The organism is Sulfitobacter aestuarii (assembly GCF_042685005.1).
GTDB lineage: Bacteria > Pseudomonadota > Alphaproteobacteria > Rhodobacterales > Rhodobacteraceae > Sulfitobacter > Sulfitobacter aestuarii.
In genome coordinates this window covers 62283-88795 of record NZ_JBHUMP010000002.1, presented here as the reverse complement: position 1 = coordinate 88795, position 26513 = coordinate 62283, and the positions used below count along the sequence as shown (strand labels likewise).

27 protein-coding genes are annotated in these 26513 nt (G+C 65.8%); 13 read left to right on the top strand and 14 right to left on the bottom strand.

The window, feature by feature from the left end; genetic code table 11:
* Positions 1-101: 101 nt before the first annotated feature.
* Entirely contained in the window at positions 102-1283 is a 1182-nt protein-coding gene (gene metZ / locus ACFSUD_RS02775; RefSeq protein ID WP_386371258.1) for an O-succinylhomoserine sulfhydrylase, read from the bottom strand.
* Positions 1284-1634: 351 nt separating this feature from the next.
* Here metZ and ACFSUD_RS02770 point away from each other — a divergent pair, with 351 nt between their 5' ends.
* Positions 1635-2117 (top strand): hypothetical protein, encoded by a 483-nt coding sequence (locus ACFSUD_RS02770; RefSeq protein ID WP_386371257.1) that lies wholly within the window; start codon positions 1635-1637, stop codon positions 2115-2117.
* 56 nt (positions 2118-2173) lie between these two features.
* Here the strand turns inward: ACFSUD_RS02770 and ACFSUD_RS02765 are convergent, their stop codons facing one another.
* Together ACFSUD_RS02765 and ACFSUD_RS02760 are read right to left on the bottom strand one after the other, a co-directional pair.
* Positions 2174-2824: an inner membrane-spanning protein YciB gene (locus ACFSUD_RS02765; RefSeq protein ID WP_386371255.1), complete on the bottom strand. Its 651-nt coding sequence runs from the start codon at positions 2822-2824 to the stop codon at positions 2174-2176.
* Entirely contained in the window at positions 2821-3723 is a 903-nt protein-coding gene (locus tag ACFSUD_RS02760) for an EamA family transporter (RefSeq protein WP_386371253.1), read from the bottom strand. Before ACFSUD_RS02760 ends, ACFSUD_RS02765 begins: the two co-directional genes overlap by 4 nt.
* A gap of 63 nt (positions 3724-3786) precedes the next feature.
* On the opposite strand from ACFSUD_RS02760, the gene ACFSUD_RS02755 reads away from it, so the two are divergent.
* A complete protein-coding gene (locus tag ACFSUD_RS02755) occupies positions 3787-4272 on the top strand; it encodes an MgtC/SapB family protein (RefSeq protein ID WP_386371853.1) in 486 nt (161 codons plus the stop codon).
* A gap of 9 nt (positions 4273-4281) precedes the next feature.
* On the opposite strand, the gene ftsY is transcribed toward ACFSUD_RS02755, so the two are convergent.
* Positions 4282-5601, bottom strand: coding sequence for a signal recognition particle-docking protein FtsY (ftsY, locus tag ACFSUD_RS02750; protein ID WP_386371251.1), 1320 nt, complete (start codon positions 5599-5601; stop codon positions 4282-4284).
* Positions 5602-5719: 118 nt separating this feature from the next.
* Here ftsY and ACFSUD_RS02745 point away from each other — a divergent pair, with 118 nt between their 5' ends.
* The 3 genes from ACFSUD_RS02745 (at position 5720) to ACFSUD_RS02735 (ending at position 8129) form a co-directional block, all read left to right on the top strand.
* Positions 5720-6583: a lytic transglycosylase domain-containing protein gene (locus tag ACFSUD_RS02745; RefSeq protein WP_386371249.1), complete on the top strand. Its 864-nt coding sequence runs from the start codon at positions 5720-5722 to the stop codon at positions 6581-6583.
* Between the two features lie 82 nt (positions 6584-6665).
* Complete coding sequence (locus tag ACFSUD_RS02740; protein WP_386371247.1) at positions 6666-7679, top strand: alkane 1-monooxygenase; 1014 nt, start codon at positions 6666-6668, stop codon at positions 7677-7679.
* Between the two features lie 48 nt (positions 7680-7727).
* Positions 7728-8129 (top strand): hypothetical protein, encoded by a 402-nt coding sequence (locus tag ACFSUD_RS02735; RefSeq protein ID WP_386371246.1) that lies wholly within the window; start codon positions 7728-7730, stop codon positions 8127-8129.
* 15 nt (positions 8130-8144) lie between these two features.
* Here the strand turns inward: ACFSUD_RS02735 and xseA are convergent, their stop codons facing one another.
* Both xseA and ACFSUD_RS02725 read right to left on the bottom strand, forming a co-directional pair.
* Entirely contained in the window at positions 8145-9788 is a 1644-nt protein-coding gene (xseA, locus tag ACFSUD_RS02730; protein ID WP_386371244.1) for an exodeoxyribonuclease VII large subunit, read from the bottom strand.
* A gap of 31 nt (positions 9789-9819) precedes the next feature.
* Positions 9820-10194 (bottom strand): peptidoglycan-binding domain-containing protein, encoded by a 375-nt coding sequence (locus ACFSUD_RS02725; protein WP_386371242.1) that lies wholly within the window; start codon positions 10192-10194, stop codon positions 9820-9822.
* A 172-nt stretch (positions 10195-10366) separates the two neighbouring features.
* Between ACFSUD_RS02725 and purD the strand changes: the two genes are divergently transcribed.
* Complete coding sequence (gene purD, locus ACFSUD_RS02720) at positions 10367-11638, top strand: phosphoribosylamine--glycine ligase (protein WP_386371240.1); 1272 nt, start codon at positions 10367-10369, stop codon at positions 11636-11638.
* Positions 11639-11709: 71 nt separating this feature from the next.
* Here the strand turns inward: purD and ACFSUD_RS02715 are convergent, their stop codons facing one another.
* Positions 11710-12033 carry a 2Fe-2S iron-sulfur cluster-binding protein gene (locus ACFSUD_RS02715; protein WP_386371238.1) on the bottom strand — a complete coding sequence of 108 codons (324 nt, stop codon included), beginning with the start codon at positions 12031-12033 and terminating at the stop codon, positions 11710-11712.
* Between the two features lie 181 nt (positions 12034-12214).
* Here ACFSUD_RS02715 and ACFSUD_RS02710 point away from each other — a divergent pair, with 181 nt between their 5' ends.
* Positions 12215-12757, top strand: a complete 543-nt coding sequence (locus ACFSUD_RS02710) for a peptidoglycan-binding domain-containing protein (protein WP_386371236.1) — start codon at positions 12215-12217, stop codon at positions 12755-12757.
* Between the two features lie 62 nt (positions 12758-12819).
* Here the strand turns inward: ACFSUD_RS02710 and ACFSUD_RS02705 are convergent, their stop codons facing one another.
* The 6 genes from ACFSUD_RS02705 to rpiA all read right to left on the bottom strand — a co-directional run bounded on the left by ACFSUD_RS02705 (position 12820) and on the right by rpiA (position 19289).
* Entirely contained in the window at positions 12820-14304 is a 1485-nt protein-coding gene (locus ACFSUD_RS02705; protein WP_386371234.1) for a DegQ family serine endoprotease, read from the bottom strand.
* A 163-nt stretch (positions 14305-14467) separates the two neighbouring features.
* On the bottom strand, positions 14468-14662 hold the full coding sequence (locus ACFSUD_RS02700; RefSeq protein ID WP_386371232.1) for a DUF2065 domain-containing protein: 195 nt from the start codon (positions 14660-14662) through the stop codon (positions 14468-14470).
* Complete coding sequence (gene hflC, locus ACFSUD_RS02695; RefSeq protein WP_386371230.1) at positions 14659-15738, bottom strand: protease modulator HflC; 1080 nt, start codon at positions 15736-15738, stop codon at positions 14659-14661. Before hflC ends, ACFSUD_RS02700 begins: the two co-directional genes overlap by 4 nt.
* Positions 15738-16946 (bottom strand): FtsH protease activity modulator HflK, encoded by a 1209-nt coding sequence (gene hflK / locus ACFSUD_RS02690; RefSeq protein WP_386371228.1) that lies wholly within the window; start codon positions 16944-16946, stop codon positions 15738-15740. Before hflK ends, hflC begins: the two co-directional genes overlap by 1 nt.
* Positions 16947-17014: 68 nt before the next feature.
* Entirely contained in the window at positions 17015-18490 is a 1476-nt protein-coding gene (locus ACFSUD_RS02685; protein WP_386371226.1) for an FAD-dependent oxidoreductase, read from the bottom strand.
* 10 nt (positions 18491-18500) lie between these two features.
* Positions 18501-19289 carry a ribose-5-phosphate isomerase RpiA gene (gene rpiA, locus ACFSUD_RS02680; protein WP_386371224.1) on the bottom strand — a complete coding sequence of 263 codons (789 nt, stop codon included), beginning with the start codon at positions 19287-19289 and terminating at the stop codon, positions 18501-18503.
* Between the two features lie 200 nt (positions 19290-19489).
* Here rpiA and ACFSUD_RS02675 point away from each other — a divergent pair, with 200 nt between their 5' ends.
* Complete coding sequence (locus ACFSUD_RS02675) at positions 19490-19681, top strand: hypothetical protein (protein ID WP_386371222.1); 192 nt, start codon at positions 19490-19492, stop codon at positions 19679-19681.
* Complete coding sequence (locus tag ACFSUD_RS02670; RefSeq protein ID WP_386371220.1) at positions 19681-21054, top strand: L-serine ammonia-lyase; 1374 nt, start codon at positions 19681-19683, stop codon at positions 21052-21054. Before ACFSUD_RS02675 ends, ACFSUD_RS02670 begins: the two co-directional genes overlap by 1 nt.
* A 184-nt stretch (positions 21055-21238) precedes the next feature.
* Here ACFSUD_RS02670 and ACFSUD_RS02665 read toward each other — a convergent pair whose 3' ends face one another.
* Complete coding sequence (locus ACFSUD_RS02665; protein ID WP_386371218.1) at positions 21239-21853, bottom strand: TetR/AcrR family transcriptional regulator; 615 nt, start codon at positions 21851-21853, stop codon at positions 21239-21241.
* 78 nt (positions 21854-21931) lie between these two features.
* Here ACFSUD_RS02665 and ACFSUD_RS02660 point away from each other — a divergent pair, with 78 nt between their 5' ends.
* The 4 genes from ACFSUD_RS02660 to recJ all read left to right on the top strand — a co-directional run bounded on the left by ACFSUD_RS02660 (position 21932) and on the right by recJ (position 26476).
* Positions 21932-22231, top strand: a complete 300-nt coding sequence (locus tag ACFSUD_RS02660) for a hypothetical protein (protein ID WP_386371216.1) — start codon at positions 21932-21934, stop codon at positions 22229-22231.
* Positions 22232-22317: 86 nt separating this feature from the next.
* Positions 22318-23604: a homoserine dehydrogenase gene (locus ACFSUD_RS02655; protein WP_386371214.1), complete on the top strand. Its 1287-nt coding sequence runs from the start codon at positions 22318-22320 to the stop codon at positions 23602-23604.
* 70 nt (positions 23605-23674) lie between these two features.
* The gene (gene glpX / locus ACFSUD_RS02650) at positions 23675-24643 is read left to right on the top strand and encodes a class II fructose-bisphosphatase (protein WP_386371212.1); all 969 of its coding nucleotides are present in this window, start codon (positions 23675-23677) and stop codon (positions 24641-24643) included.
* Between the two features lie 93 nt (positions 24644-24736).
* Positions 24737-26476 (top strand): single-stranded-DNA-specific exonuclease RecJ, encoded by a 1740-nt coding sequence (gene recJ, locus ACFSUD_RS02645; RefSeq protein ID WP_386371210.1) that lies wholly within the window; start codon positions 24737-24739, stop codon positions 26474-26476.
* Positions 26477-26513 lie beyond the last annotated feature (37 nt).

The window sequence follows — 26513 nt, the reverse complement described above, 5'->3', positions numbered from 1 at the left end:
TCGTATCGCCATCAACCTAAGATCGCAGACGGGACTTGCCAAGCCACAACTTTTCCTGCCAGGAAAGCCATCACCCGCCGGAAGGCGCCTTCTCCCCGGTCTCAGACCTGTTCGAGCGCCTGCAGGATATCGGCCTTGAGGTCGGCCACATCCTCCAGCCCGACGCTGAAGCGCACCAGCCCCGGCGCGATGCCGAGCAGCTCCTTCTGATCCTGCGGCAACCGCTGATGGGTCGTGGTCGCCGGGTGGGTCATGATGGTCTTGGCATCGCCAAGGTTGTTGGAAATGATACCGACCTTGCAGGCATTGAGAAAGCGGAAAGCCGCTTCCTTGCCGCCCTTGAGTTCGAAAGCCAGCACCGTGCCGCCCGCGCCCATCTGGCGCTGCACCAGATCGTGCTGGGCATGGGATTCCAGCCCGGGATAGAGCACCTTCGCCAGTTGCGGATGCCCCTCCAGCGACTCTGCCAATTCCTGCGCGCTGGCGCATTGGGCGCGCACCCGCAGGCTCATGGTCTCGAGCCCCTTGAGCATGATCCAGGCGGTGAAGGGAGACATCGAGCCGCCGGTGTGTTTCATATAGGGTTCAAGCGTGCCACGGATGAAATCGCGGCTGCCGAGCACCACACCGCCCAGCGCCCTGCCCTGCCCGTCGATATGTTTGGTGGCCGAATAGATCACCACGTCGGCACCCTGTTCGATCGCCCGCGAATACACCGGCGTGGCGAAGACATTGTCCACGAGGACAAGCGCGCCCCGTGCATGGGCCAGCTTGCAGACCGCTTCGATATCGACGACCTGCAGCGTCGGATTGGAAACCGATTCGAAGAACACCGCCTTGGTGTCGGGGCGGATCGCCGCCTCCCATTCGGCCAGATCGGCACCATCGACGAAGGTCACCTCGACGCCAAAGCGGGCGAGCACCTCTTCGAGGATATAGAGACAGGAGCCGAACAGCGCCCGCGCCGAGACCACGTGATCCCCGGCCCGCAGCATCGAGGTCAACGCGCCGCTGACAGCGGCCATGCCGGACGCGGTGGCGAAGGCATCCTCGGCCCCTTCAAGCGCGGCGATGCGCTCTTCGAACATCGCCACGGTCGGGTTGCCGTAACGCGCATAGATAAATTCATCGGGGCCGATGCTCTCGAACCGCGCCTCGGCATGTTCGGCCGTTTCATAGACGAATCCCTGCGTCAGGTAGATCGCCTCGCTGACCTCGCCATATTGGCTGCGGCGGCTGCCTGCATGTACGGCCTTGGTGCGTGATTGCCAGTCGTTGCTCATCTTATCCATCCTTCCGGCCCGCTCCGGCAGGCGCAAAAAAACCCCAGTCGCGGCCAAGCGAAAGGGGTCCTTTCATCCTGACCTTTTAGCGGTTCCGGCGGGGTCTCCCCGCCCGTGGCCCGCAATCCGGTAACAAATCGCCACGTCGGTCTGCTACGCCCAGACGCGGCTTGCGTCAAGACATCCGAATGCGGTGAAGAACCGCTGTCGGGACGGGCCCCATGCGATGGATCTGGGGGTCACGCGTCCGGCGGCCGGTCCGACAAGACCACAGGTTAACCACAATCTTGCCTATTTCCGCGCCTAGGCAAGGGGTTAACCGAACGAGACCTGATTCAAGAAAGGACCGACATGAGCCTCCTCTCCCCGATCTTCGGCGGATCGCCGAGCTACGCACGGACGGAAACCCGCGAACCCGAACCGACGAGCGAGCCGTCGAATGACACCGGCACCTCCGGCACTTCGCAGCCGCAGCAGGCGTCCGAGCCGGAGACAACGAAGGACAGCGCCGCGCCGTCCACGACCTCAACGCAGGCAACCGGTGCAACGCAGGGCGCCACGGCGGAGCAGAAAGCAGCCGTCAGCGCGCGCAGCGATTCCACGTCCCCGCAGGCAAAGGAAGAACAGAAGGCGAGCGACAGCATCGCGAATGACCGCCGCGCCGCGCAGCAGCGTCTGGAAGAAGCCCGTGTCAACATGCTGTTCGAACAGGTCTCGCCGGTCACGACCTCACCGGCCCAGGGGATCAAATCCTATATGGAAACGCTGGTGAACAGTCGCGCCGCAGAACCGGCTCCGGCCGAGGACGCCGCGCCCACCGCCGCGGCGGCATAGGATCACACGAATGGGGCGGCTGCAAACGTCGGGATACTTCCCGCAGGGTCGCCCCCTCAGCTTTTGTCCTTCTCCAACGCATAGGCGCTGAACAGCTTGCCCTGCGTCATGAAGAAGACGAAGACCGCCGCCGTGAGCCCGAAGGTCTTGAAATAGACCCAGGTTTCGGTCGGGAAATTGCGCCAGATCAGCTCATTGGCCAGCGCCAGCGCGAAGAAGCAGAACATCAGCCGCCTTGTGAGGATCATCCAGCCCTCGTCGCGCAGCGGCATGACCTCTTCCATCACGAATTTCAGATAGGATTGCCCGCGCAGCAGACCGAAGGCGAGCAGCCCGCCGAACAGCAGGTAAATCATCGTCGGCTTCATCTTGAAAAACCGGTCGTCATTGAGCCAGACCGAGAGCCCGCCGAAGATCACCACCAATACCACGGTCGCGACCTGCATGCGGCTGAGCTTGCCGGTCAGTGCCCAGAGCGCGGCGGTGCTCGCCACGAGCAAGGGGATGAAGGCGGCGGTGACCACGATGAACCCGTCATATTCGGTGCCCGCGATGGTGAATACCTGCTCCTTGAGCCGCAGATAGGCGATGAAGAAAAGCAGGATCGGGCCGAATTCCAGCGCCGATTTCAACCAGGGATTGATCTGCCGTCCGGCATCCTGCGCCCCGTCGTCTTGCCGCCCGCTGTCCATGTCTCTCTCCGTCATCCGCCCATCTCCACTATCACAGCCCCCGCGGCAATCAATGCCATCAGCGCGATGCGCCGCGGACCCACCGTCTCTTTCAGCACCAGCACGCCGATCAGCGCGGCGAATACCGTCGATGTCTCGCGCAATACCGCCGCCTCGCCGACCTTGTCGAGTCGCGTGGCCATCATGATCGAGCCGAAGGACAGGAACGCCACCAGCCCGCCGAAGACGCCGCGCAGCATCAGCGGCCCCGGCGCGGGCGGATCGGTAATTGCCCGGTAGCGCCGCGCCGCGATCACCGGCATCACCAGCCCGTCGATCATGAAGAACCACGCGAGGAAGGTGAAGGGGTTCTCGGTGGCGCGGATGCCGTAGGCGTCATAGGTGGTGTAGAGCGCCACGAAGAGCCCGGTCAGCACCGCCAGCCCCAGCGCGGCGTGCAGCGTGTCGCGTTCCTTGGTCAGGAAGATCATGTTATAAACCGCCAGCCCGAAGATCCCCGAGAGCAGCACGGCCACGCCCAGCCACTGAACCGGAGTGAACCGCTCGCCGAAAATAACATAGGCGCCGAGCACCGCGAAGAGCGGGCCGGTGCCGCGCACCACCGGATAGACCACGGTATAGGCGCCCTTGGTATAGGCCCAGGCCTGCAGCAGTTTGTAGATCACGTGGATCACGAAGGCGCCGAGGAAGATCGGCCACATATGCGGCTCGGGCCAGGGCACTACGAAGAGCGCGAAGGGCGCGGCCATGAGGCCATAGCTGAAATCAATCGCGCCGCGGGTCAGCCAGGGGTCGTGCCGCCCCTTCTGCAGCGCCCCGAAAACCGCATGCAGGAAGGCCGCCGACAGGGCCAGATACATCGCCAGCTGATGCCCCGCCGCTGTGCCCTCGATGCCCGCCAGCCAGCCGTTCATGCGGGAACCCCGAAGGGCGCAGGGCGTTGACCCGGCAAGCAAGAATTATTGGCAGTCTCCCGGATGCTCGATTTCCTGATCAGCGATTTCACCAACAGTTTTTCCAAAGTGCCGGTCGGCGCCGCCACGGCGCGGCTCACCATGGCGGCGCTGCTGGCGGGGATCATCGGCTTCGAGCGTGAGCGGCGCAACAAGCCCGCGGGGCTGCGCACGCATATTCTCGTGGCGATTGCCGCCTGCCTGTTCATCATCATCGGGCAGGAGCTTGGCTCACTGGAATTCGGCAACGGCGACCAGATGCGCTTCGACCCGCTGCGGCTGATCGAGGCGGTGACCGCCGGAGTCGCGTTTCTGGCTGCCGGGATCATCTTCACCAGCAAGGGTGAAGTGCGCAACATCACCACCGGCGCGTCCATGTGGCTGGCCGGGGCGATCGGACTGGCCTGCGGTGCCGGGCAAATCCTGCTCGGCTGTCTAACCGCAGCCATTGTGGTCATCGTGCTGACCCTGCTGCGCCAGCTCGAGCGGTATCTGGGCACCCACGACTGACGCGCGGCGTCAAGACAGGTCCAGCCCGATCAGCGCGGCGGCGAATTCATCCGGATCGAAAGCCTGCAGATCGTCGATCTGCTCGCCGATGCCGATGGCGTGAATCGGCAAACCGAACTTGTCGGCCAGCGCCACCAGCACGCCGCCCTTTGCCGTGCCGTCGAGCTTGGTCATCACCAGGCCCGAGACATCGGAAATATCCTGGAACACCTTGACCTGATTGAGGGCATTCTGCCCCGTCGTCGCATCGAGCACCAGCAGCGTGTTATGCGGCGCGGTCTCGTCCTTCTTGCGGATCACCCGGACGATCTTGGCGAGCTCCTCCATCAGATCGCCGCGATTCTGCAGACGGCCCGCCGTGTCGATGAGCAGCAGGTCTGCACCGTCAGCCTGCGCCTTTGCCATCGCGTCAAAGGCCAGGCTCGCCGGATCGCTGCCCTGCGGAGCGGTCAGCACGGGCACCCCGGCGCGTTCGCCCCAGACCTGCAATTGCTCGACGGCGGCGGCGCGGAAGGTGTCGCCCGCAGCGATCACCACCTTCTTGCCCGCCGCGCGGAACTGGCTGGCGAGCTTGCCGATGGTCGTCGTCTTGCCCGAGCCGTTTACCCCGACCACCAGCACCACCTGCGGGGTTTTCGGATAGAGCGGCAATGGCCGTGCCACCGGCTCCATGATCCGCGCGATCTCGCGCATCATCAGGCGCTTGATCTCCTCCACCGAAAGTTTCCTGCCATAGCGCCCCTCGGCCATGTTTGCGGTGACCCTGAGCGCCGTATCGACCCCCATATCGGCGCTGATCAGCAATTCCTCGAGCTGTTCGAGCATTTCGTCATCCAGCGCCCGGCGCATCGCCGTCGCAGGCGCGGAGCGCCCCATCAGGCGACCGAGCAGGCCCGGTTTGGCCGGGGCGGGCGCGGAATCCTCGAGCGCCGGGGCGACCGGGGTCAGCGTGCTGCGCAGCGGCTCGGATGCCGGGGGTACTGGTGTGCCTGCATCCGGCTCGGGCTCCGAGGTCTCCTCGGAGGTGGGCTCCGTTGTCGGCTCCGGCGCCGTTGTGCCCGGCGGCTCCGGTGCGTCACCCACGGGAACGGCGCGTTCCTCGATGATTTCCGGCTCTTCTTCCGCCGCCGGGATCGGCGCTGAATCATCCGCCACCGCTTCCGGCATCACCTCGGACGCCGTGCCCGGCGCTTCCATCACGTCATCGACCGGCGCCTGCGGCGATAGCTCCTCTTCGGCACCGCCGTCGCTGACGATCGCTTCGAGCCCCTCGTCGATCTTTGACGAGGATTTGAACATCTTGTCTTTGAGCTTCTTGAAGAATGCCAAGGGGGCCTCCGCGTCAGGTTTCCCTTGATCTATAGGCAAGATCACACAGATGGAAGGGTCGGGTTGGGCAATTGACAGGACGGCTTTGGCACACAAAACTCCACATATGCGGTTGTTGATGATCCTGGGATTGTACTTCCTGAGCGGCGCGGCGCTGGCCGAACCGCCGCAGAAACATTGCTCCTCGTCGAAATGGGGCCAGTCCCATTGCATCCGCCCGGCGCATTTCGCCTATGACACCTGCAATGCCATCGAGATCTTCGCCAAGCGGCACGGGCTCGATCAGGACTTTTTCGCCCGGTTGATCTGGCAGGAAAGCCGCTTCGACCCCAATGCGCTGTCCCATGCCAACGCCCGCGGCATCGCGCAGTTCATCCCTTCGACCGCGGCGCTGCGCGGGCTTGTCGACCCCTATAATCCGGCCGATGCGCTCGAACATTCGGCGCAATATCTCGCGGAGATGGTGTCGCGCTATGGCAACGAGGGGTTGGCGGCGATCGGCTACAACGGCGGCGAGAGACGCGCCGAGGGGTTTCTGAAGGGTCGGGGCCTGGCGCCGGAGACGGTGCAATATGTGCCGATCATCACTGGGCTCAGCGCCGAAGCCTGGCGCGACGCGCCGCCCGTGACACCCGATTTCCGCCTTTCGAAATCGGGCGATTTCCAGGCCGCCTGCCTAGACATGGCCAGAAACCGCCGTCTTACCTCCCTCAAGGTCACGCCGGTGCTGAAACCCTGGGGCGTGCAGGTCGGCTATGGCGTTTCCGAAGGACAGGCACGGGCGCGGGTCAAACAGGCTTTGCGGTCCTGCCGTTCCGCCGCGGCGGGCGAGCGGCTCGATGTGGTGGCGCGGCGCACGCGGGTTTCGGCGGGCAAGCGCTTCCACTTCGCCCATTTCGGCCGCAACAGCCGCAAGGGCGCGCAGCAGCTCTGCGCGAAGCTGCAACGCAGCGGCTGCCTTTGCCTCGTGGTGAAGAAATGAGGCCGCCGGGCGCTTTCGCTGCGAAACGCTGGTCCGTCCCAGCTTGCGCCGCTAGAAAGGCGATCTGAAGAGGAAATCCGTGATGTTCTGGTTCTATGTTGCCAGCCTTACCCCGGCGCTGCTGCTCGGGGCGGCCTGTATCTGGGGCGGCGGCTGGGTCTGGGCCGGGCTCGGTTCGATCACCTTGCTGGCCTGGCTGCTCGACCGGATGCCGGGGCCACGTGACACGCCGCGCGGCTCGGGACGGGCGCTGAGCCTCGTGCTGGTGCTGGCGCATTTCCTGCTGATGTTCGCGGGCATCCGGGCGCTTGGCGGGGGCGGGCATCTTTCCGAGGCGGAGAAGATCGCGGTATTCATCGGGCTCGGCCTGTTCTTCGGGCAGATTTCCAATTCCAACGCGCATGAGCTGATCCATGCGGGGGCCCGCCTGCCAAGGCGTCTCGGTGCGGCAGTCTATGTCTCGCTGCTGCACGGACATCATGTCTCGGCGCATCTGCTGGTGCATCACGTCCATGCCGCCAGCGACGGCGACCCCAATTCGGCACGGCGCGGCGAAGGGTTCTGGCGTTTCGCGCTGCGTGCGATGCCGGGCGAGTTCATGGCCGGCTGGCGCGCCGAACAAGCCCGCCACCAGCGCAGAGCCCATAGGCCGGGGAGCCTTCGCCATCCCTACCTTGTCTATCTGCTCGGTGCGGCGGCAGCATTGTCGGTCTCCCTGTTGTCGGGCGGTCCCGCCGGGCTGCTCGCGCATCTCGGGCTGGCGCTTTATGCGCAGATGCAGCTCCTGCTGTCCGATTATGTGCAGCATTACGGGCTGCGACGTGCGCAGCGTGCGGACGGGCGGCTGGAGCCGGTCGGCCCTGCGCATAGCTGGAACGCCCCGAGCTGGTACAGTGCCGCGATGATGCTGAATGCGCCGCGCCATTCGGACCATCATCTGCGCCCCGCCCGCAGCTTCCCCGAACTCGAGCTGTGCCGCGAGACGATGCCGCAACTGCCGCGCTCGCTGCCGGTTATGGCGGTGCTGGCCCTTGCGCCGCCGCTCTGGCGCCGGGTGATGGATCGCCGCGTCGCGCGCTGGCAGGATGGGACATGAGTCAATCCTTCGCTGGCCCCGCGCCGGGGTTTCTGCCAAGCTGCGGACATGAGACATCTTGCCTGCCTATTGGCCCTGCTGATCGCCCTGCCCTTTCCGGTCAACGCCGGTGAGCCGATGACGGCGGCGGAATTCGACGCCTATACCGTCGGCAAGACGCTGTTTTACGGACGCAATGGCGAGATCTACGGCGCCGAGGTCTATCACGAGGATCGCCGGGTCGAATGGTCCTTTCTCGACGGCGAATGCAAACAGGGCGAATGGTACGAAGACGCGGGCCTCATCTGCTTCGTCTATGAGGACAATCCGGACCCGCAATGCTGGAGCTTTCGCGCCGAGCCGGGCGGGCTGATCGCGCGGTTCGAGAATGATCCGGCCGCCACCGAGCTCTACGAGGCTGACGAGCTCGGCCGCGAGATGCTCTGCCTCGGGCCGAAGATCGGCGTCTGAGCGCGCCTGCCGGGCTCAGGCCGGTTTTGCCACCGACACGTTGACCGGCAGGATGCCATCGGCAAATTCGATCTCAAGTGCGTCGGCCCTGCGCGCCTCTTCGGCCCGGGTCACCACGCCGGTCTGGCCGCGCACCACCGCATAGCCACGGGCCAGCGTGGCCTTGTAGCTCAGCGTCTCGCGCAGCCGGTCGAGCGCTTCGAGCCTTTGTCGCCAATCCCGCATCTGCCGCTGCCCCGCCTCGCCGAGTCGCGCGGAAAGCTGGCGATACTGTGACTCCTTGCGCTGCCGATCCTGTAAGAGCGTCTCGGGACGGAAATTGCGCAGCCGGTCGTTCAGCTTCTCACGCCGCGCCGAGACGAGTCGTTGCAGCGCCGGGTTCAGCCGTGCGCTAAGCTGCGCCAGCGCCTCGGCCTTGCGCTGCCGGTCACGGGAGAGCGGTTCCGGGCGCAACCGGGCGGCACGGGTCTCGTAGCGCTCGCGCTGCGTGGCAATGGCGCGGGCCAGCGCCGGGTCGAGCCGCTGGCTCAGCGCCGTCAGCCGACGTCGGTCATTGGCGATCAGACGCTGCAATGTCATCGGCCGCAACGCGCCGGAAATCTCCGAAAGATGCACCTTGCGGCGCTGTACCCCGGCGGTCAGCGCCGGTCCGAGCCGCGTGGCCACCACGTCGAGCCGCTGGCGCGGGGTATCGAGCAGGCTCTCGGGCCGTGGCAGGGCACGGGAAACGTCACGCAGCCGCTGGCCGCGCCGGGTCAGCCCCTGGCTCAGCGCCTGGCGCATCCGGGCCTCCAGCCCGTCCAGCCAGACCATCAGCTCATGGCGCACCGGCACCGCCAGCTCCGCCGCCGCGGTCGGGGTCGGGGCGCGCCGGTCGGAGACGAAATCGATCAGCGTGGTATCGGTCTCATGGCCGACGGCAGAGATCAGCGGGATTTGCGAGGCGGCGGCGGCGCGGGCGACGATCTCCTCGTTGAAGCCCCAGAGATCCTCCACCGAGCCGCCGCCGCGCGCGACAATCAGCAGGTCGGGCCGCGGCAACGCGCCGCCCGGTGTCAGCCGGTTGAACCCCTCGATGGCACGCGCCACTTCCGGTGCGCATTTCGCGCCCTGAACCGCTACGGGCCAGACCAGCACCTTGCGCGGAAACCGGTCGCGCAGCCGGTGCAGGATGTCGCGGATCACCGCGCCCGAAGGCGAGGTGACCACGCCGATGATTTCCGGCAGATAGGGCAGCGGGCGCTTGCGCTCGGGCGCGAACAACCCCTCGGCCGCCAACGCGGCCTTGCGCTTTTCCAGAAGCGCCATCAGCGCGCCCATGCCCGCCGGTTTGATGTCCTCGATGACGATCTGATATTTCGACTGGCCGCCGAAGGTGGTGATCCGCCCGGTGGCGATCACCTCCATCCCCTCCTCGGGCTGGGTTTCGAGCCGCGCCGACACGCCTTTCCAGATCACCCCGGAAATGACCGAGCGATCATCCTTGAGATCGAGATAGACATGCCCCGAGCGCGGACGGCTTACCCGTCCGACCTCGCCGCGAATCCGGACATGGCCGAATTCTCCCTCGATGACCCGCTTGATCGCCCCCGAAAGCTCGGTGACGGTGAATTCCGGGCTGTTGAGCCCGGCGCTAGGTTCATCGAACAAATCAGCCATGGTCCTAGATAGCGTCAGATCGCGACGGGGTTCAACAGCCGTCGCATTCTCCGCCCTCGCCGTAGAGCCAGGCCGCATAGCTGCCGTTCACCAGCCCGGTGACATAGGCATTCACCCCGGCGGCGGCGGCGAGATCGACACGGACGCGGCCGCGGGAATTATCCTCGAGATAGCGCGCGCCCGCGACCAATGCGCGTTCGGTACCGGGACCATAGCTGCCGTCGATCGCGGCATTGTAGAGCCCCGCATAGGAGAGCTCGGTCTGCACCTTGCGCCGGTCGCTCGCCGGGAGCATTTCGAATCGCTGGCGCAGGATGTCGATGCGCATCTGCGCCTGCAATGCGGGGGCGCTGGCGATGGTCAGGGCGGCGGCGCCGAGGCCGGTGATGAAGTGACGTCTTTTCAAGGTACTGTCTTTCCTGGTTACTGAATGCCGGGGTATTCCTTGCCGCAGACATCGGGATTTTCAACCCTGAATTGATCAAGAGACCAAACTTACCCGCGAATCGTGGCGCCGTGCCAACTTGTTCCGCCGCGCCCCTGCGCGTAGAAGCGCCGCAAATGATACGGAGAGCCCGATGAACATCCTCATTCTTGGCAGCGGCGGCCGCGAACATTCCCTCGCCTGGGCGGTGATGCAGAACCCCAAATGCGACAAGCTGATCGTGGCGCCCGGCAATGCCGGGATCGCCGCCATCGCCAGCTGTGCCGATCTCGACATCAACGACGGCGCAGCGGTGGTGGATTTTGCCGAGAACAATTCCATGGACCTGGTGATCATCGGCCCCGAGGCGCCGCTCGCCGCCGGGGTGGCGGACGATCTGCGCGACGCTGGGCTGTCGGTATTCGGCCCGTCCAAGGCGGCCGCGATGCTCGAGGCCTCCAAGGCCTTCACCAAGGAGATCTGCGCCGCCGCGGGGGCGCCGACCGCCGGTTACGGGCATTTCACCGATCTGGCATCAGCGAAAGCCTATCTCGCCACGCATCCCGCACCGATCGTGATCAAGGCCGACGGGCTCGCGGCGGGCAAGGGCGTGATCATCGCGATGAGCGACGCCGAGGCGCTGGCGGCGGTCGAGGATATGTTCGACGGCAGTTTCGGCGCGGCCGGGGCCGAGGTGGTGATCGAGGAATTCATGGAGGGCGAGGAAGCGTCCTTCTTCGTGCTCTGCGACGGCACCAATGTGCTGCCGATCGGCACGGCACAGGACCACAAACGCGTCGGCGACGGCGATACCGGCCCGAATACCGGGGGCATGGGCGCCTATTCCCCGGCACCGGTCTTGAGCGAGGAGATCGCCGCCCGCGCGCTCAGGGAGATCATCGAGCCCTGCATGGCCGAAATGGCGCGGCGCGGCACGCCTTACCAGGGCGTGCTCTATGCCGGGCTGATGATCAGGAACGGGGCGCCGCGGCTGGTGGAATACAACGCCCGTTTCGGCGATCCGGAATGCCAGGTGCTGATGATGCGGCTCGGGGCGCAGGCGCTCGACCTGATCCAGGCGGCGGCCGAGGGGCGGCTCGATACGGCGCAGGTACATTGGGCGGAGGATCACGCGGTGACGGTGGTGATGGCCGCGCAGGGCTATCCCGGCAGCTATGGCAGGGGCGACGCGATTCGCGGGCTGGCCGCCCTGCCCGAGGACAGCGCCAACATGGTGTTCCATGCCGGCACCGCGCAGGCGGACGGTCAGATCATTGCCAACGGCGGGCGGGTGCTGAACGTGACGACCCGCGGCGCCAGCCTCGCCGAGGCCCAGGCACGGGCCTATGCCATGGTCGATGCGATCGACTGGCCGGGCGGGTTCTGCCGCCGTGACATCGGCTGGCGGGCGCTGGCGCAGGATTGAGGCGTCCGGGGGCCGGCCCCCGGCCCCCCGAGGTATTTGACGCCAGAAGAAGGCGCGGATCTTCGTTAGGATCAGATCTGCTTTTCGGGCATCTGCACGCGCAGCCCATCAAGCGCATCGGTGACCTTGATCTGACAGGTCAGGCGCGAACGGGCCGGGTCGGGTTCATAGGCGAAATCGAGCATGTCCTCCTCCATGTCATCCTTCGCCGGGAGCTTTTCCATCCAGTCGGGATCGACATAGACATGGCAGGTGGAACAGGCACAGGCACCGCCGCAATCGGCCTCGATGCCGGGAATGTTGTTGTCGCGTGCGCCTTCCATGACGGTGAGACCAGTGGCGACCTCGACCACATGTTCTGTGCCGCCGTGTTCCACATAGGTGATTTTGGCCATTTCATGCCCCTTCTCGCTAATCATCCGGTTTTTTCTAACCGTCGGCTTGCCCCATCGCCAGCCCCTTTCGCAGCGCTGCGCGGCAAGTGACAAACATGCCGCGGCGGCGTGGGGATGCTGGGCAGCGGCGCGGAAAACCTCTAGGCTGGCGATCAAGGACAGACCCAAGGGATATTGGGCCATGCTGCAGGCACATCTCGCACGTTATCACCCCTGGCTGCCGCTCGTTGCGGTGTTGATGCTGTCGGCATGTGACACCACGCCGCGGGCGTCCAGGCCGGAGCCTGAACCGGCCTTACGCGCCGCGACGGACGCCGGGCCCGCCGGGGCGGCGCCGGGCAGCTGCTGGGGACGCAGCGTGCAGCCGGCGGTGATCGAGACGGTGACGGAGCAGGTGCGGCTCACGGACGCCGCGCAGGATGCGGGAGACAGCATGGCGGCGCTGCCAGTCTATCGTACCGAGACCCGTCAGAAAATCGTCAGCCCGCGCCGCGAGGATTGGTTCGAGACGCCCTGCGATGAGGTGCTGACGGCGGAATTCGTTGCCAGCCTGCAGCGCGCGTTGCAGGTGCGCGGCTTTCATCGGGGCGCGATCAGCGGTCGGCTGGATGGCGCCACAAGACGGGCGGTGCGGGCATTCCAGCTTCAGAGCGGGCTCGACAGCGCGGTCCTGTCACTGGCCGCGGCGCGGCGGCTCGGGTTGATCGCGGTGCCGCGCGCATAGGGCTGAAACATCAAAGGCACCCCGGAGGGTGTCTTTGTCGCGTCCTGCCTTGGCGGTCCGGGCTATTCCTCGAGGCTGAGCGCCACGAAACGCGGATCACCGGCACGGCGGACCAGCAGCAGAAGGGATTTGCGCCCCGCATCGCGGGCGGCCTCGATCCGTTCTTCCAGCGCCGCGAGGCTCGCCACTTTCTGCTGCCCGGCCTCGGTGATCACATCTCCGGCGCGCAGGCCCTTTTCGAAGGCTTCCTTGCTCTCGTCCACGTCGGTCACCACGAGGCCCGCGGTGGCGCCATCGACACCGAGTTCCTCGCGCATCTCGTCGGTAAGCGGCGTCAGGGTGAGCCCCATCAACTGCCTGCTCTGCGGCGCGTCGCCCTCTTCGGGGCGGTCCTTCTGCACCGCGGGCAGCGCCTCGCCATCGGCTTCCTCGCGGCGGCCCAGCACGACCTTGATCGTCTGGCTTTTGCCGTCGCGCAGCACCCTCACGCGCACCGTGGCGCCGACCGGGCTGTTGCCGACCTGGCGCACCAGCGCGCGGGTATCGGCGACCTCGACGCCGTCGAACGCCAGGATCACGTCGCCGGTCTTCAGCCCCGCCTCGCGTGCGGGGCCTTCGGGCACGTCGGTGATCAACGCGCCGCTGGCCTTGTCGAGCCCCATGGCGTCGGCAACATCCTTGGTCACGTCCTGGATGCGCACGCCGAGCCAGCCGCGCCGGGTCTCTCCGAATTCCTTGAGTTGATCCACCACCCGTTTGACCACGTTCGAGGCCATCGAGAAGCCGATGCCGATCGAGCCGCCGTTGGGCGACAGGATCGCGGTATTCACGCCGATCACCTCTCCGTCCATATTGAACAGCGGGCCGCCGGAATTGCCGCGGTTGATCGCCGCGTCGGTCTGGATGTAGTCGTCATAGGTGCCGCTCAGCGCGCGGTTGCGTGCCGAGACGATCCCGGCGGAAACCGAGAAGCCCTGCCCGAGCGGATTGCCCATGGCGATCACCCAGTCACCCACCCTTGCGCCGTTGCTGTCGCCGAAACTGACGAAGGCCAGCGGCGAGGTCGCCTCGACCTTGAGCAGCGCGATATCCGTCTTGGGGTCGGTACCGATCAGCGTTGCCTTGAGCTCCTGGCCGGAGAAGAACTCGATCAGGATCTCGTCCGCGCCTTCGATCACGTGGTTGTTGGTCACCACATAGCCGTCTTCGGAGATCACGAAACCCGAGCCGAGCGCCGAGGAACGGCGCGGCCGGGGTCCGGTGCCGTTGTTGTTGCGATCCTGGAACTCGCGGAAGAAATCCTCGAAGGGCGAGCCTTCGGGCACGATGCCGCGCGGTCCGGTGCGTCCTTCGACCATGGTCGAGGTGGTGATGTTGACCACCGAGGGGCTGATCTTCTCGGCGAGCGGGGCCAGGCTCTCCGGTTTGGCCATCAGGCTGAGCGCCTGCAGCGCGATGAACGCCAGGGTCAGCAGGCTCAGCAGCAATGCCCTGAAGGCCGGAGCTTCGTGGAATGGTCTGGACTGGGCTCGCGCCTTGGGCTGCATATGTCGTCTCCTGCGGCAATTCATCTAAGCGCAGAGTGCCTCCTGGATGCCCCTGTCGCAACATCAAAGATGGGATCACGCCGGGCCATGTCAACGGGCGGCACGGCATCGTGAAAGCGAAGGATGTCGGCGCAGGGGATGAGCGGGGCGAAACGACCGGCCCTTACAACCCGATCTGGAAAGCGGTCCAGACCAGCACAAGACCGAAGACCATTGCCAGCGCGCCGATCTGGCGGACCGCGTCCCGGGGGAGGCTGCGCAGCATTTCCAGCATGCGCTCCAAAAGCGAAGGGGCCAGCGCATAGACCAGCCCCTCCACTATCAGTACCAGCCCGAAGCTGAGCAGGATCAGGCTCACCGAAGCGCGGGCGCCTCTTGCGCCGCATCACCGTTGGCGGCATCGGCCGCGACAGCGCGTGCCGTGCCCGCCCCATCGGTTTCGACGGCCGAACTCTGCTCTTCCGGCAGGTCCTCGTCTTGCTGCGGGGTCGCCGCATCCGGCTCCGGACGTGGTGCGTTTTCGGTGGGCGTCGTCTCTTCGGCCAATGCGGCACCAGTCCCCGCTCCGCCGGACGAGCGCAGATAGTTGAAGAACTCGCTGTCCGGGGTCAGCACCATCGACGAATTATTGCCCTGCAGCGCATTTTCATAGGCCGTGAGCGAGCGATAGAATTCGAAGAATTCCGCATCCTTGCGATAGGCTTCGGCGAAGATGCGGTTACGCTCGGCATCGGCCTCACCTTCGATGATCCGCGCATCCCGCGTGGCTTCCGACAGGATCTCCTCATAGGTCCGGTCGGCCAGAGCGGTGACCCGCTGCGCGGCCTCGCGGCCCCGGGCGCGCTCGTCGGTGGCCTCGCGTTCACGCTCGGCGATCATCCGCTGCAGCGTCGCGTCGAAGTTCTGCTCCGGCAGGTTGGTCTGACGCAGCCGCACATCCACGATCTTCAACCCCAGCGCCTTGGCTCGGGCATCGGCGCGGTCGCGGATCTGGTCCATCAACGCGGAGCGCTCCGGGGACAGGATCGTGTTGGAGGTCACGCCCTGCGAACCCAGAACCGCGCGGATCTGACCTTCGAGAATACCGTTGAGCTGATCGCTGGCGGAACGTTCGCCACCGGCGCCGATAGCCTGGCGATATTGCACGACATCGTCGATCCGGTAGAGCACGAAGGCGTCGATCTCCAGACGCCGGTCATCCGCCGGGGTCACCTCGATCACCGGGGTTTCGAGCGTCAGGATCCGGTCCTCGAAACGCACGACCTCATCCAGCAGCGGCACCTTGAAGCCGATACCGGGCTCGGTGCGGACCTGTTTGATCTGGCCGAAGCGCAGCACCAGCGCCTTCTCGCGCTCGTCCACCACGAAGATCGCGGAGAGCAGCGCCACGATGGCCACCACCACGATGGGGATCAGGAAACCAGTGGCGCGCATCAGTTCGACCCTCCCTTCGACCGCAGCTCGTTGAGCGGCAGATAGGGGACGATCCCCTGACCGCCGTTACCGACCTCGTTACCCAGGATGATCTTGTCCACGTCGCCCAATACATTCTCCATCGTCTCGATATAAAGACGCTTGCGGGTCACGTCCGGCGCCTCCAGATATTCTTTCAGGACCGCTTCGAAGCGGCTCGCCTCACCGACCGCGTCGTTGACGACACGCGCACGATAGCCCTCCGCTGCTTCCAGCAATTGCGCCGATTCACCACGTGCTTCGGCGGTGCGCCGGTTGGCATAGGCATCGGCCTGGCGCTCGACCCGGTCACGTTCCTGTTCCGCTGCCTGCACATCGCGGAAGGCATCGACCACCGACACGGTCTTGGTCTGACCGGCATCATTGGTCACCTGCACGGTCTGGCTGGGGGGATCGACCTTGTTGAGGTTGACCCGCAAGATGTTGATCCCGGTGTTGCGACGATCGAGCGTGCCCTGGATCAGCTCCTTGACCGTGGCCTCGACATTGGCCCGGTCGCGGTTGAGGATCGGAGCGAGCTCGGATTGCGCGATCACCTCGCGCATCGCGGATTCGGAAATCGCACGCACCGAGGCATCGGGATCGCGCAGCGAGAATTTGAAATTCCGGGCGTCCTTGATGTTCCACACGACCTGGTAGTCGATATCGACGATATTCTCGTCGGTGGTCAGCATCAGACCCTCGTTGCCCGAACCGGAGCGGCGCACGCCGAGTTCCTCGACACGGTTGGTGGTCACGTCGAAGACTTCCGCGGTGACCAGCGGCCAGGGCGCGAAGTTCAGACCTTCGGTGCCGATGCCGGAAAACTCACCGAGGAATAGCTCGATCGACTGTTGTTCGGGCCGCACGGTGTAAAAGCTCGCAAAGAGCCAGAGCACCAGCGCCGCGAGGAAGCCGAGCCCGAGCGTGCCGCGGGTCAATGCCGGACCGTTGCGCGGGCCGCGCGGACCTGAACCATTGCCACGCTCGCGGTTGCCGCCGCCGCCCATCAGGACGCGCAGCTGCTCCTGGCCCTTCTTCATCAATTCGTCGATCTCGGGGATCTGCGGCTTGTCGCCGGGCCTGCGCCCGCCGCTGCCCTGATCGCGCCCGCCATCGCCGTGATCACGACCGCCGCCGCCACCCTTGTTTCCGCCCCCTCCCCAGGGACCGCCCGTGTTGCCAGCCATTTATTCTTCCCTTCGTGAGCCGCACGCGCGGCCAATATGTCTAAACTTGTGCATGTTCCCGGCGAAGTTCAAGCCGTCCGCACCGGGCTGCGCATGGTGACAAGCTCTTCGGACATGGTCGGATGCACCGCGCAGGTGGCGTCAAACTGTTCTTTCGTAAGCTTTGCCTTGACCGCGATCCCCGCCATCTGGATCAGCTCGCCCGCGTGAGGTGCGACGATGTGACAGCCCAGGACGACGCGGGTTTCCTTCGATACGACCAGCTTCATCAACACGCGGTCGGACTTCTCAGCAAAGGCGCTCTGCATCGGGCGGAACGAGGTCGCATAGATCTCGACCTCCTCCTGCTCGCGCGCCTCTTCCTCGCTGAGGCCCACCGTGCCCATCTCAGGCTGTGTGAAGATCGCCGAGGGGATCAGCTCGTGATCGACCGGCGTCGGATTGCCCGCAAAGACCGTCTCGACGAAGGACATGCCCTCGCGGATCGCCACCGGCGTGAGGTTGACCCGGTCGGTGACGTCGCCGATCGCATAGATCGAAGGCACCCCGGTCTGGCTGTATTCGTCGACCTCGATGGCGCCGTTGCGACCGAGGCTGACGCCGAGATCCGCGAGCCCCAGATCATCGCTGTTCGGCGCCCGTCCGGTGGCGAAGAAGACGACATCGAAGACCTTCTCGCCGCCATTGGTGGATTTCACCCAGATCGGTCCGCGTTCCTTCACGCTGCCCGGATCGGCGGCGCTGTCAGCACTTTTCTGCAAGGCGCCCATGGCCGCGTCGGAACCGATCTGGCTGGTGCCGAGATGATCTTCGCCCGCCGGGCCCATCTCGACGATATTGGTCCCGACATGCAGATCGATGCCGTTCTCGCGCATCGATTCCGCCACTAGCCCGCGGGCCTCCTCGTCAAAACCGCGCAGGATCTGCGCGCCGCGGTAATATTGCGTCACCTCGACCCCGAGCCCGTTCATGATACAGGCGAATTCGCAGGCGATATAGCCACCGCCGATGATCAGCATCGACTTGGGCAATTGCTCGAGACTGAAGATATCGTCCGAAACGATGCCGAGTTCCGCGTTCGTGAGCTCCGGGCGCACCGGGCGGCCGCCGCTTGCGATCAGAATATGCTTGGCGGTGAACGTCTCGCCATCCGCCAGTTCGACGGTATGCGCATCCTTGAGCCGGGCGCGCTGGTCGTAGGTATGCACCCCCGAGCCCCTCAGCAGCTTGCGATACACTCCTTCGAGCCGGTCGAGCTCCTCGTGGAGCCTGCCGCGGAAGGAATGCCAGTCGAAGGGCCCGGCCTTCAGATCCCAGCCATAGCATTTGGCCTCGTCCACCACGTCGGCATAACCCGAGGCAAAGACCATCAGCTTCTTCGGTACGCAGCCGCGAATGACACAGGTGCCGCCATAGCGGTCCTCTTCGGCCAGCGCCACCCGCGCGCCATGTTCCCCGGCCGCCACCCGCGCGGCGCGCACGCCGCCGGAGCCGCCACCGATCACAAACAGATCGTAATCGAACTCGGTCTTGCTCTTGGCCATACGGGCCTCCTCAATCACTCAGGTCGGAGAACAGGTTGTCTGTCTCGACGAAATCCACGCGGTCGGTATCGATGGTGCCCTCGTTGATGTCGCGGACCTCGACCCGGCCATCGCCATAGCCGATCACCACCGCGTCACAGATATCGATGAACAGACCGTTTTCAACCACGCCCGGCATCTGGTTCAGCACCAGGGCCAATTGCCGGGCATTGCCGATCCGGTTGAGATGGAGATCGAGAATATGATTGCCCTCGTCGGTGACGAAAGGCACGTCGCCGTTCATCCGCAGGCTCGAATTGCGCCCCAGCACATCCATGCTGATCAGCGTCTCCTCGACCAGCGCCTGCGTGGTCTGCCAGCCAAAGGGGATCACCTCGATCGGCAAAGGGAAGGCGCCCAGCGTCTCCACCTCCTTGCCGACATCGGCGATCACCACCATCTGATCGCTCGCCGTGGCGACGATCTTCTCCTGCAGCAGCGCCCCGCCGCCGCCCTTGATCAGGTTCAGCTCACCGTCAAATTCATCGGCCCCGTCAATGGTCAGATCGAGCCATTTCGCCTCATCAAGGCTGATCACCTCGATCCCCACGGCGCGGGCCAGCTCGGCAGTGCGGGTCGAGGTCGGCACACCCTTGATCCGCAGACCGTCATCGCGCACCATCTCGCCGAGACAGCGCACCAGCCAGGCGGCGGTGCTGCCGGTGCCGAGCCCGACGCGCATCCCGTCCTCAACGAAATCGGCCGCGCGGCGGGCGGCAACGAATTTGGCTTTGTCGATCGGCGATAATTCTCCGGTCATGGCGGCAGCTCCGATAAATGGTTTCCGGGAGGTTATAGGCACAAGTGCGGGCCGGGGCCATGGCCCGTTTCGGCTTTTTTGCCCCCGGCCCTGCGCCGCGAGGTTGCAGAAAGCCGCGCAAAACCGGGCGTCGGTATAAATCCGCCCCAAAGCGTCGCATAGGAACTCGCAAAACCCGGCGCACCCGCTACCACCGGGACATGACCGACGCTCCCCTCCTCCTCGGCACCGCCCATGGCGGGTTTCGCCTTGCCAATGCCGCGGCGCTGAAGGAATGTGCCCCGAACCCCCGCCTGCCCGGCCACGCCGCCCGGCACCGGGCGCGCGGAGTGGGCCGGACCCGCCGCATGGCCGCGCGTCGGCCCATTCTCCATGAAGGAAAGGCCTCCTGATGTTTCTCTCCGTCTTCGACATGTTCAAAGTGGGCATCGGCCCGTCCTCCTCGCATACCATGGGACCGATGGTCGCCGCCGCACGGTTCCTCGACCTGATGCGCGCCTCGCCCTTCCACTTCGCCGGGCTGCGCGCCTCGCTGCATGGCTCGCTCGCCTTCACCGGAGTCGGCCACGCGACCGACCGCGCCACCATCCTCGGTCTCGCGGGCTTCACCCCGCAGGATTATGACGCCGAACGCGCCGAGGCCGTGCTGGCCGAGCTGCGCGAAAGCCACCGGATCGAGGTGCCCGGCCTGCCGCCGCTCGCCTTCAACCCGGACAAGGACATGATCTTCGATTATGACACGCGGCTCAGCGGACATGCCAATGGCATGATGCTGATGGCGACCGATGCCCAAGGCGACATCTCGCTGCGCGAGACCTATTACTCGATCGGCGGCGGCTTCGTGATGACCGAGGCCGAGCTCGCCGCCGGGAAGGACAGCGACGAAGGCGCGCCCGTCCCCTTCCCGTTCAAATCCGCCGCCGAGATGCTGGAGATGGCAAAATCCTCCGGCAAGAGCATCGCCCAGATGAAACGCGCCAACGAGGAATCCCGTGGCGGTGCGGAGAACCTCGCGCGAGGCACCAAAAGGCTCTGGCAGGTGATGAACGATTGCATCGACCGCGGGCTCAGCACCGAAGGCATCCTGCCCGGCGGGCTCAAGGTCAAGCGCCGCGCCAAGGGAATTTATGACGCGCTCCTGGCCGAACGCGGGCAGAACCAATCCGCGCCACATACGATCAACGACTGGATGAGCGTCTATGCCATGGCGGTGAACGAGGAGAATGCGGCGGGCGGTCAGGTCGTCACCGCGCCCACCAACGGCGCCGCCGGGGTAATGCCCGCGACCCTGCGCTATTATCTCGACCACGTGCCCGGCGCTTCCGAAACCCATATCGAGGATTTCCTCCTGACCGCGGCGGCGATCGGCGGGCTGGTCAAGTTCAACGCCTCGATCTCCGGTGCCGAGGCCGGTTGTCAGGCCGAGGTCGGCTCCGCCGCCGCCATGTCCGCCGCCGGTCTCTGCGCCGTGCTGGGCGGCACCCCCGAGCAGATCGAAAACGCCGCGGAGATCGCTCTCGAACACCACCTCGGCATGACCTGCGACCCCGTGAAAGGGCTGGTGCAGGTGCCTTGTATCGAGCGCAACGGCCTCGGCGCGATCAAGGCCGTCTCCGCCGCCTCCCTCGCCCTGCGCGGCGACGGCACCCATCTGGTGCCGCTGGATTCCTGCATCGAGACAATGCGCCAAACCGGCGAGGACATGAGCGAGAAGTATAAGGAGACCAGCCTGGGGGGGCTGGCGGTGAATGTGCCGAATTGTTGAGGGGGCAAGCATGCTAAAGTGGTTCAACACACCTATCTAACAGGTGAACGCCGCGAGGCCGCGCCAACCCGGCTTCTTAAAGTTCAAAGGGCCACAACGCAACCCTAAGGTGAATACCTACATCAAGCTTCAAGGAGGCAAGCCCGACCACAATTTGACATAACCTCACCAGCTTACCACGACATCAACGCGCCCCACCCTCCAACACACCCCCCGTTCGCCCCACCGAGCGCAGCACCATATCGCAATATTGCGCGCTCACCTCTTCCAGCGACAGCCGCCCGCCGCTGCGGAACCAGGTGTTCACCCCGGTCAGCATCGCGATGATCGCCAGCGTTGCGATCTTGGTGTCGCCGAGGTCGAATTCCCCCGCAGCCACCCCGTCGCGCAGGATCACCTCGAGCCGGTTCTCATAGCGTCGGCGCAGCGCCTCGACCTTCTCGAAATTCTCCGGCGTGAGGTTGCGCAGCTCCATATAGGCGATGAAAACAGCGCTCATACGGTCGCTGTGAAAGCGGATGTGAAAGCGGGTGAACCGGGCCAGCCGCGCCGTCGGGGTCAGCGCCGGGTCGTCCTCGAAGGCCGCCAGCAGTTCGCGCATATGGCTTTCCATCAGCTCGAATAGCAGCGTCTGCTTGTCGGGCGTGTAGTTATAGAGCGCCCCCGCCTGCACCCCAACTTCCGCCGCGATCGCGCGCATCGACACCGCCGCATAGCCGCCTTCGGCAAACAGCTTGAGCGCCGCGGCCCGCACCCGCGGCCCGGTGATATCCGAATGTGATCCTGCCGTGCGCGCCATGGCCGGATGCTTAATGAACAATTGTTCAAAAGCAAACCCTGCTTGCGCCCCCCACCCGATCTGGTGCAGAAAAACTCCATGAGACAACGCCCCGCCCTGCTGATCGGCCTGCCGCTGGCGCTGCTGCCGCTCTTTGGCTGCACGCAGTTCCCGGCGCTCGACGCGACCATCACCCCGGCGCTGGAGCAGGCGGACTATCCGGCACTGGTGCCGCTCGAACCGCTGCTCGCCGAAGCGCAGGCCCCGGGCATCGATGAGGCGCAGACCCGGGCCGGGATGGAGAATGATATCGCTGCCCTGCGCGCCCGCTCCGCGGCGCTGCGCGGCCCGCTGCTCAGCCCCGCCGAACGCGCCCGGTTGACCGCGGGTCGGCGCTGAGCCCGGCGGCGGCAAAGGCGCGTTGCAAGCGCGCCCTTTAGCGGGTACATCGCGGCAAAACCTGCCATCAATCAAAGGAAGCCCCCATGACACAGCCCCTTCGCCTTGGGATTGCCGGATTGGGAACCGTCGGGATGGGCGTATTGCGCATCATCCGACAGCAATCGGCGCTGCTCGAGGCCCGGGTCGGCCGACCGATCGTGATCTCCGCCGTCTCGGCGCGCAGCCGCGACAAGGACCGCGGTATCCCGCTGACCTCCTATGGCTGGGAGGACGATCCGGTGGCATTGGCGCGGCGTGAAGACGTCGATGTGTTCGTCGAGCTGATGGGCGGCGAGAACGGGGCTGCCAAGACCGCGACCGAGGCGGCGCTGGCGGCGGGCAAGGACGTGGTTACCGCCAACAAGGCCATGCTCGCGGTCCATGGCCAGACGCTGGCCGAGCAGGCAGAGGCCGCCGGTCGGGTCATCCGCTACGAGGCTGCCGTGGCAGGCGGCATCCCGGTGATCAAGACGCTGGTCGAGGGGCTGGCAGGCAATGGCATCACCCGCGTGATGGGGGTGATGAACGGTTCCTGCAATTACATCCTGACGCGGATGGAAGATGCCGGGAAGAGCTATCAGGAGATCTTCGCCGAGGCCGAGGGGCTGGGCTATCTGGAAGCCGATCCGCAGCTTGACGTGGGCGGGATCGACGCGGCGCACAAGCTGGCGATCCTGTCCTCCATCGCCTTCGGCACCAAGGTCGATTTCAACGGTATCCAGCTTGAGGGGATCGAGCGGATCAGCATCGATGACATCCGCGCTGCTGCCGACATGGGCTACAAGATCAAGCTGCTCGGCGTGGCGCAGGCCACCGGGCGGGGGCTCGAACAGCGTATGCAGCCCTGCCTCGTGCCGGAAAGCTCGCCGCTCGGTCAGCTCGATGGCGGTACCAACATGGTGGTGATCGAGGGCGACGCCGTGGGTCAGATCGTGCTGCGCGGTCCCGGTGCGGGCGAAGGTCCGACCGCGAGCGCCGTGATGGCCGATGTCTGCGACATCGCGCGCGGCTGGCGCGGGCCGGTCTTCGGACAGGCGGCCAGCGCACTGGTCACCCCCACCCCGGCCTTCTCGCAGGCGCCCGCCCCCTATTACCTGCGCATGGCACTGGTCGACAAACCCGGCGCGCTCGCCAAGATCGCGACCTTGCTCGGCGAAGCCGGGGTCAGCATCTACCGGATGCGGCAATACGAACATTCCGATGTTTCGGCCCCGGTGCTGATCGTGACCCACAAGACCTCCCGCGCGGCGCTCGATCAGGCGCTCGAAGCGATGGAAGGCACCGGCGTGCTCGCCGGTCAGCCGGTTGCCCTGCGCATCGAGGAGCTGTGACCCCCTGGCTTGTGCGACTCCGCCGGCCCCGATAGACGTTTGAGACAAGCTCTTTTCCAAGGACCAATCCATGACCGCATCCGCCGAATTCCAAGACCGCATGTTGTCCCTCGGCCTCGCCCGGGTCTCCGAAGCTGCCGCTCTCGCCTCTGCCAGGCTGGTAGGACATGGTGACGAGAAGGCAGCCGACCAGGCCGCCGTCAACGCGATGCGCGAGCAGCTCAACCTGCTCGACATCGCCGGTGTCGTGGTGATCGGCGAAGGCGAGCGGGACGAGGCGCCGATGCTCTATATCGGCGAGGAAGTCGGTACCGGCAACGGGCCGGGCGTGGATATCGCGCTGGATCCGCTGGAAGGCACGACGTTGACCGCCAAGGACATGCCCAACGCGCTCACCGTGATCGCCATGGGGCCGCGCGGCTCGATGCTGCACGCGCCGGACGTCTACATGGACAAGCTGGCGATCGGGCCGGGTTTCGACAAGGATGTCGTCACGCTCGACATGTCCCCCGGCGAGCGGGTCGAGGCGCTGGCCCGGGCCAAGGGCTGCGAAATCTCCGACATTACCGTCTGCATCCTCGAACGCCCGCGCCACGAGGAGATGATCGCCGCGGTCCGCGCTACCGGAGCCGCGATCCGGCTGATCACCGATGGAGACGTGGCAGGCGTGATGCATTGCGCCGATCCGGCAACGGGCATCGACATGTACATGGGGGCGGGCGGCGCCCCCGAGGGCGTGCTGGCCGCTGCCGCGCTGAAATGCATGGGCGGGCAGATGTGGGGCCGGTTGCTGTTCCGCAACAGCGACGAAAAAGGCCGTGCCCGCAAGGCCGGGATCGACGATCTCGACCGGGTCTACAGCCGCGACGAGATGGTCACCGAGGATGTGATCTTCGCCGCGACCGGCGTCACCGGCGGCACCATCCTGCCCGGGGTCAGGCGAGAGCCGGGCTGGATGACCACCGAGACGCTGATCATGCGTTCCAAGACCGGCTCGGTGCGGCGCATCAATTACCGAACCCCGGTATCCGACAACTGATCGCGGCAAGGGCTCCGATCGCGCGCGCGGCCCCGGTCTCGGGCATTATCACGATCTCGACTTCTTCACGATCTCAATTTCGAGAGGTATGGCATGAGCTTTCTGGGCGTTGATGCCTCCCTCACCGGGCGGCGCTGGCTGGGGCCGGATGTGGAAACCGCCCGCGCCTGCGAGTTTCTGGAACAACAGAGCGGCCTGCCCGCGGCCGTCTGTCAGGTCCTGGCGCGGCGCGGTGTGGCGCCGCAGGAGGCAGAGGGCTTTCTGGCCCCTTCCCTGCAGGCACTGCTGCCCGATCCGCGCAGCCTCAAGGACATGGAGATCGCCGCCGCACGTCTTCTTCAGGCGCTGAAACGGCGCGAACGGATCGCGGTTTTTGCCGATTACGATGTCGACGGCGGTGCCTCGGCGGCGCTGCTGCTGGTCTGGCTGCGTGACATGGGCCATGGCGCGACGCTCTATGTGCCGGACCGGATCGATGAGGGCTATGGCCCCAATGATGAGGCGATGGCGGCGCTGGCACGGGACCATGACCTGATCGTCTGCGTCGATTGCGGCACGCTTTCGCATGGGCCGATCGCGGCTGCGGCGGGGGCAGATGTGGTGGTGCTCGACCATCACTTGGGGGGTGAGACCCTGCCCGATGCGCTGGCGGTGGTGAACCCGAACCGGCAGGACGAGGACGGCGCGCTGGCCCATCTCTGCGCCGCCGCCGTGGTTTTCCTGATGCTGGTCGAAGCCGGGCGACAGCTGCGCGAGGCAGGCAGTCGCGGCCCCGACCTCATGTCGCTGCTCGATTTCGTGGCGCTGGCCACCGTGGCCGATGTGGCGCCGCTTATCGGCGTCAACCGCGCCTTCGTGCGGCAGGGGCTCAAGGTCATGGCCTGGCGCGAACGGCCCGGGCTGGCGGCGCTGGCCGATGTCGCCCGGATGGATACCGCCCCGGCCGCCTATCATCTCGGCTTCCTGCTCGGCCCGCGTATCAACGCCGGCGGGCGGATCGGCAAGGCCGATCTCGGTGCGCGGCTGTTGGCCAGCGATGACCCGCATGAGGCGGCCGCGCTGGCCGAGCGGCTCGACCAGCTCAACACCGAGCGTCGCGAGGTCGAGACGGCGGTGCGCGCCGCCGCGCTCGATCAGGCCGAGAGCCGCGGCTTTGACACCCCGCTGGTCTGGGCCGCCGGGCCGGGCTGGCATCCCGGTGTCGTCGGCATCGTCGCCTCGCGGCTCAAGGAGGCCTGCAACCGTCCCTCCATCGTCATCGGCGTCGAGAACGGCATCGGCAAGGGGTCGGGCCGTTCGGTCTCCGGCATCGACCTCGGCGCGCCGATCCAGCGGCTGGCGGCAGAGGGGCTGCTGATCAAGGGCGGCGGTCACAAGATGGCCGCGGGCCTGACGGTGGCGGAAGACAAGATCGAGGCCGCGATGGCGCGACTCGGCGAATTGCTGGCCAGGCAGGGCGCCCATCTCATCGGTGCGGCCGATCTGCGCGTCGAAGGATTGCTGATGCCCGGCGCCGCGACGGTGGAACTGGCCGAGATGGTCGAACAGGCGGGCCCCTTCGGCGCCGGGGCCGCGGCTCCGCGCTATGTCTTCCCGGACGTGCAGATCCGGCATGCCAAGCGGGTCGGCGAAAACCATCTGAAGGTCGGCTTCAGCGACGGTCTCGGCGCTTCGCTCGATGCAATCATGTTCGGCGCCTTTGACGGTCCCCTGGGCCCGGCGCTGCAGAATAACGGCGGTGCCCGTTTCCACCTCGCAGGGCGTCTCGACATCAATTCCTGGCGCGGCCGCCGCTCGGTTCAGCTGCGCCTGGAAGACGCGGCGCGGGCCTGAAAACTTTTTCTGGAGAAAGCGCACATTTCTGCTTGCG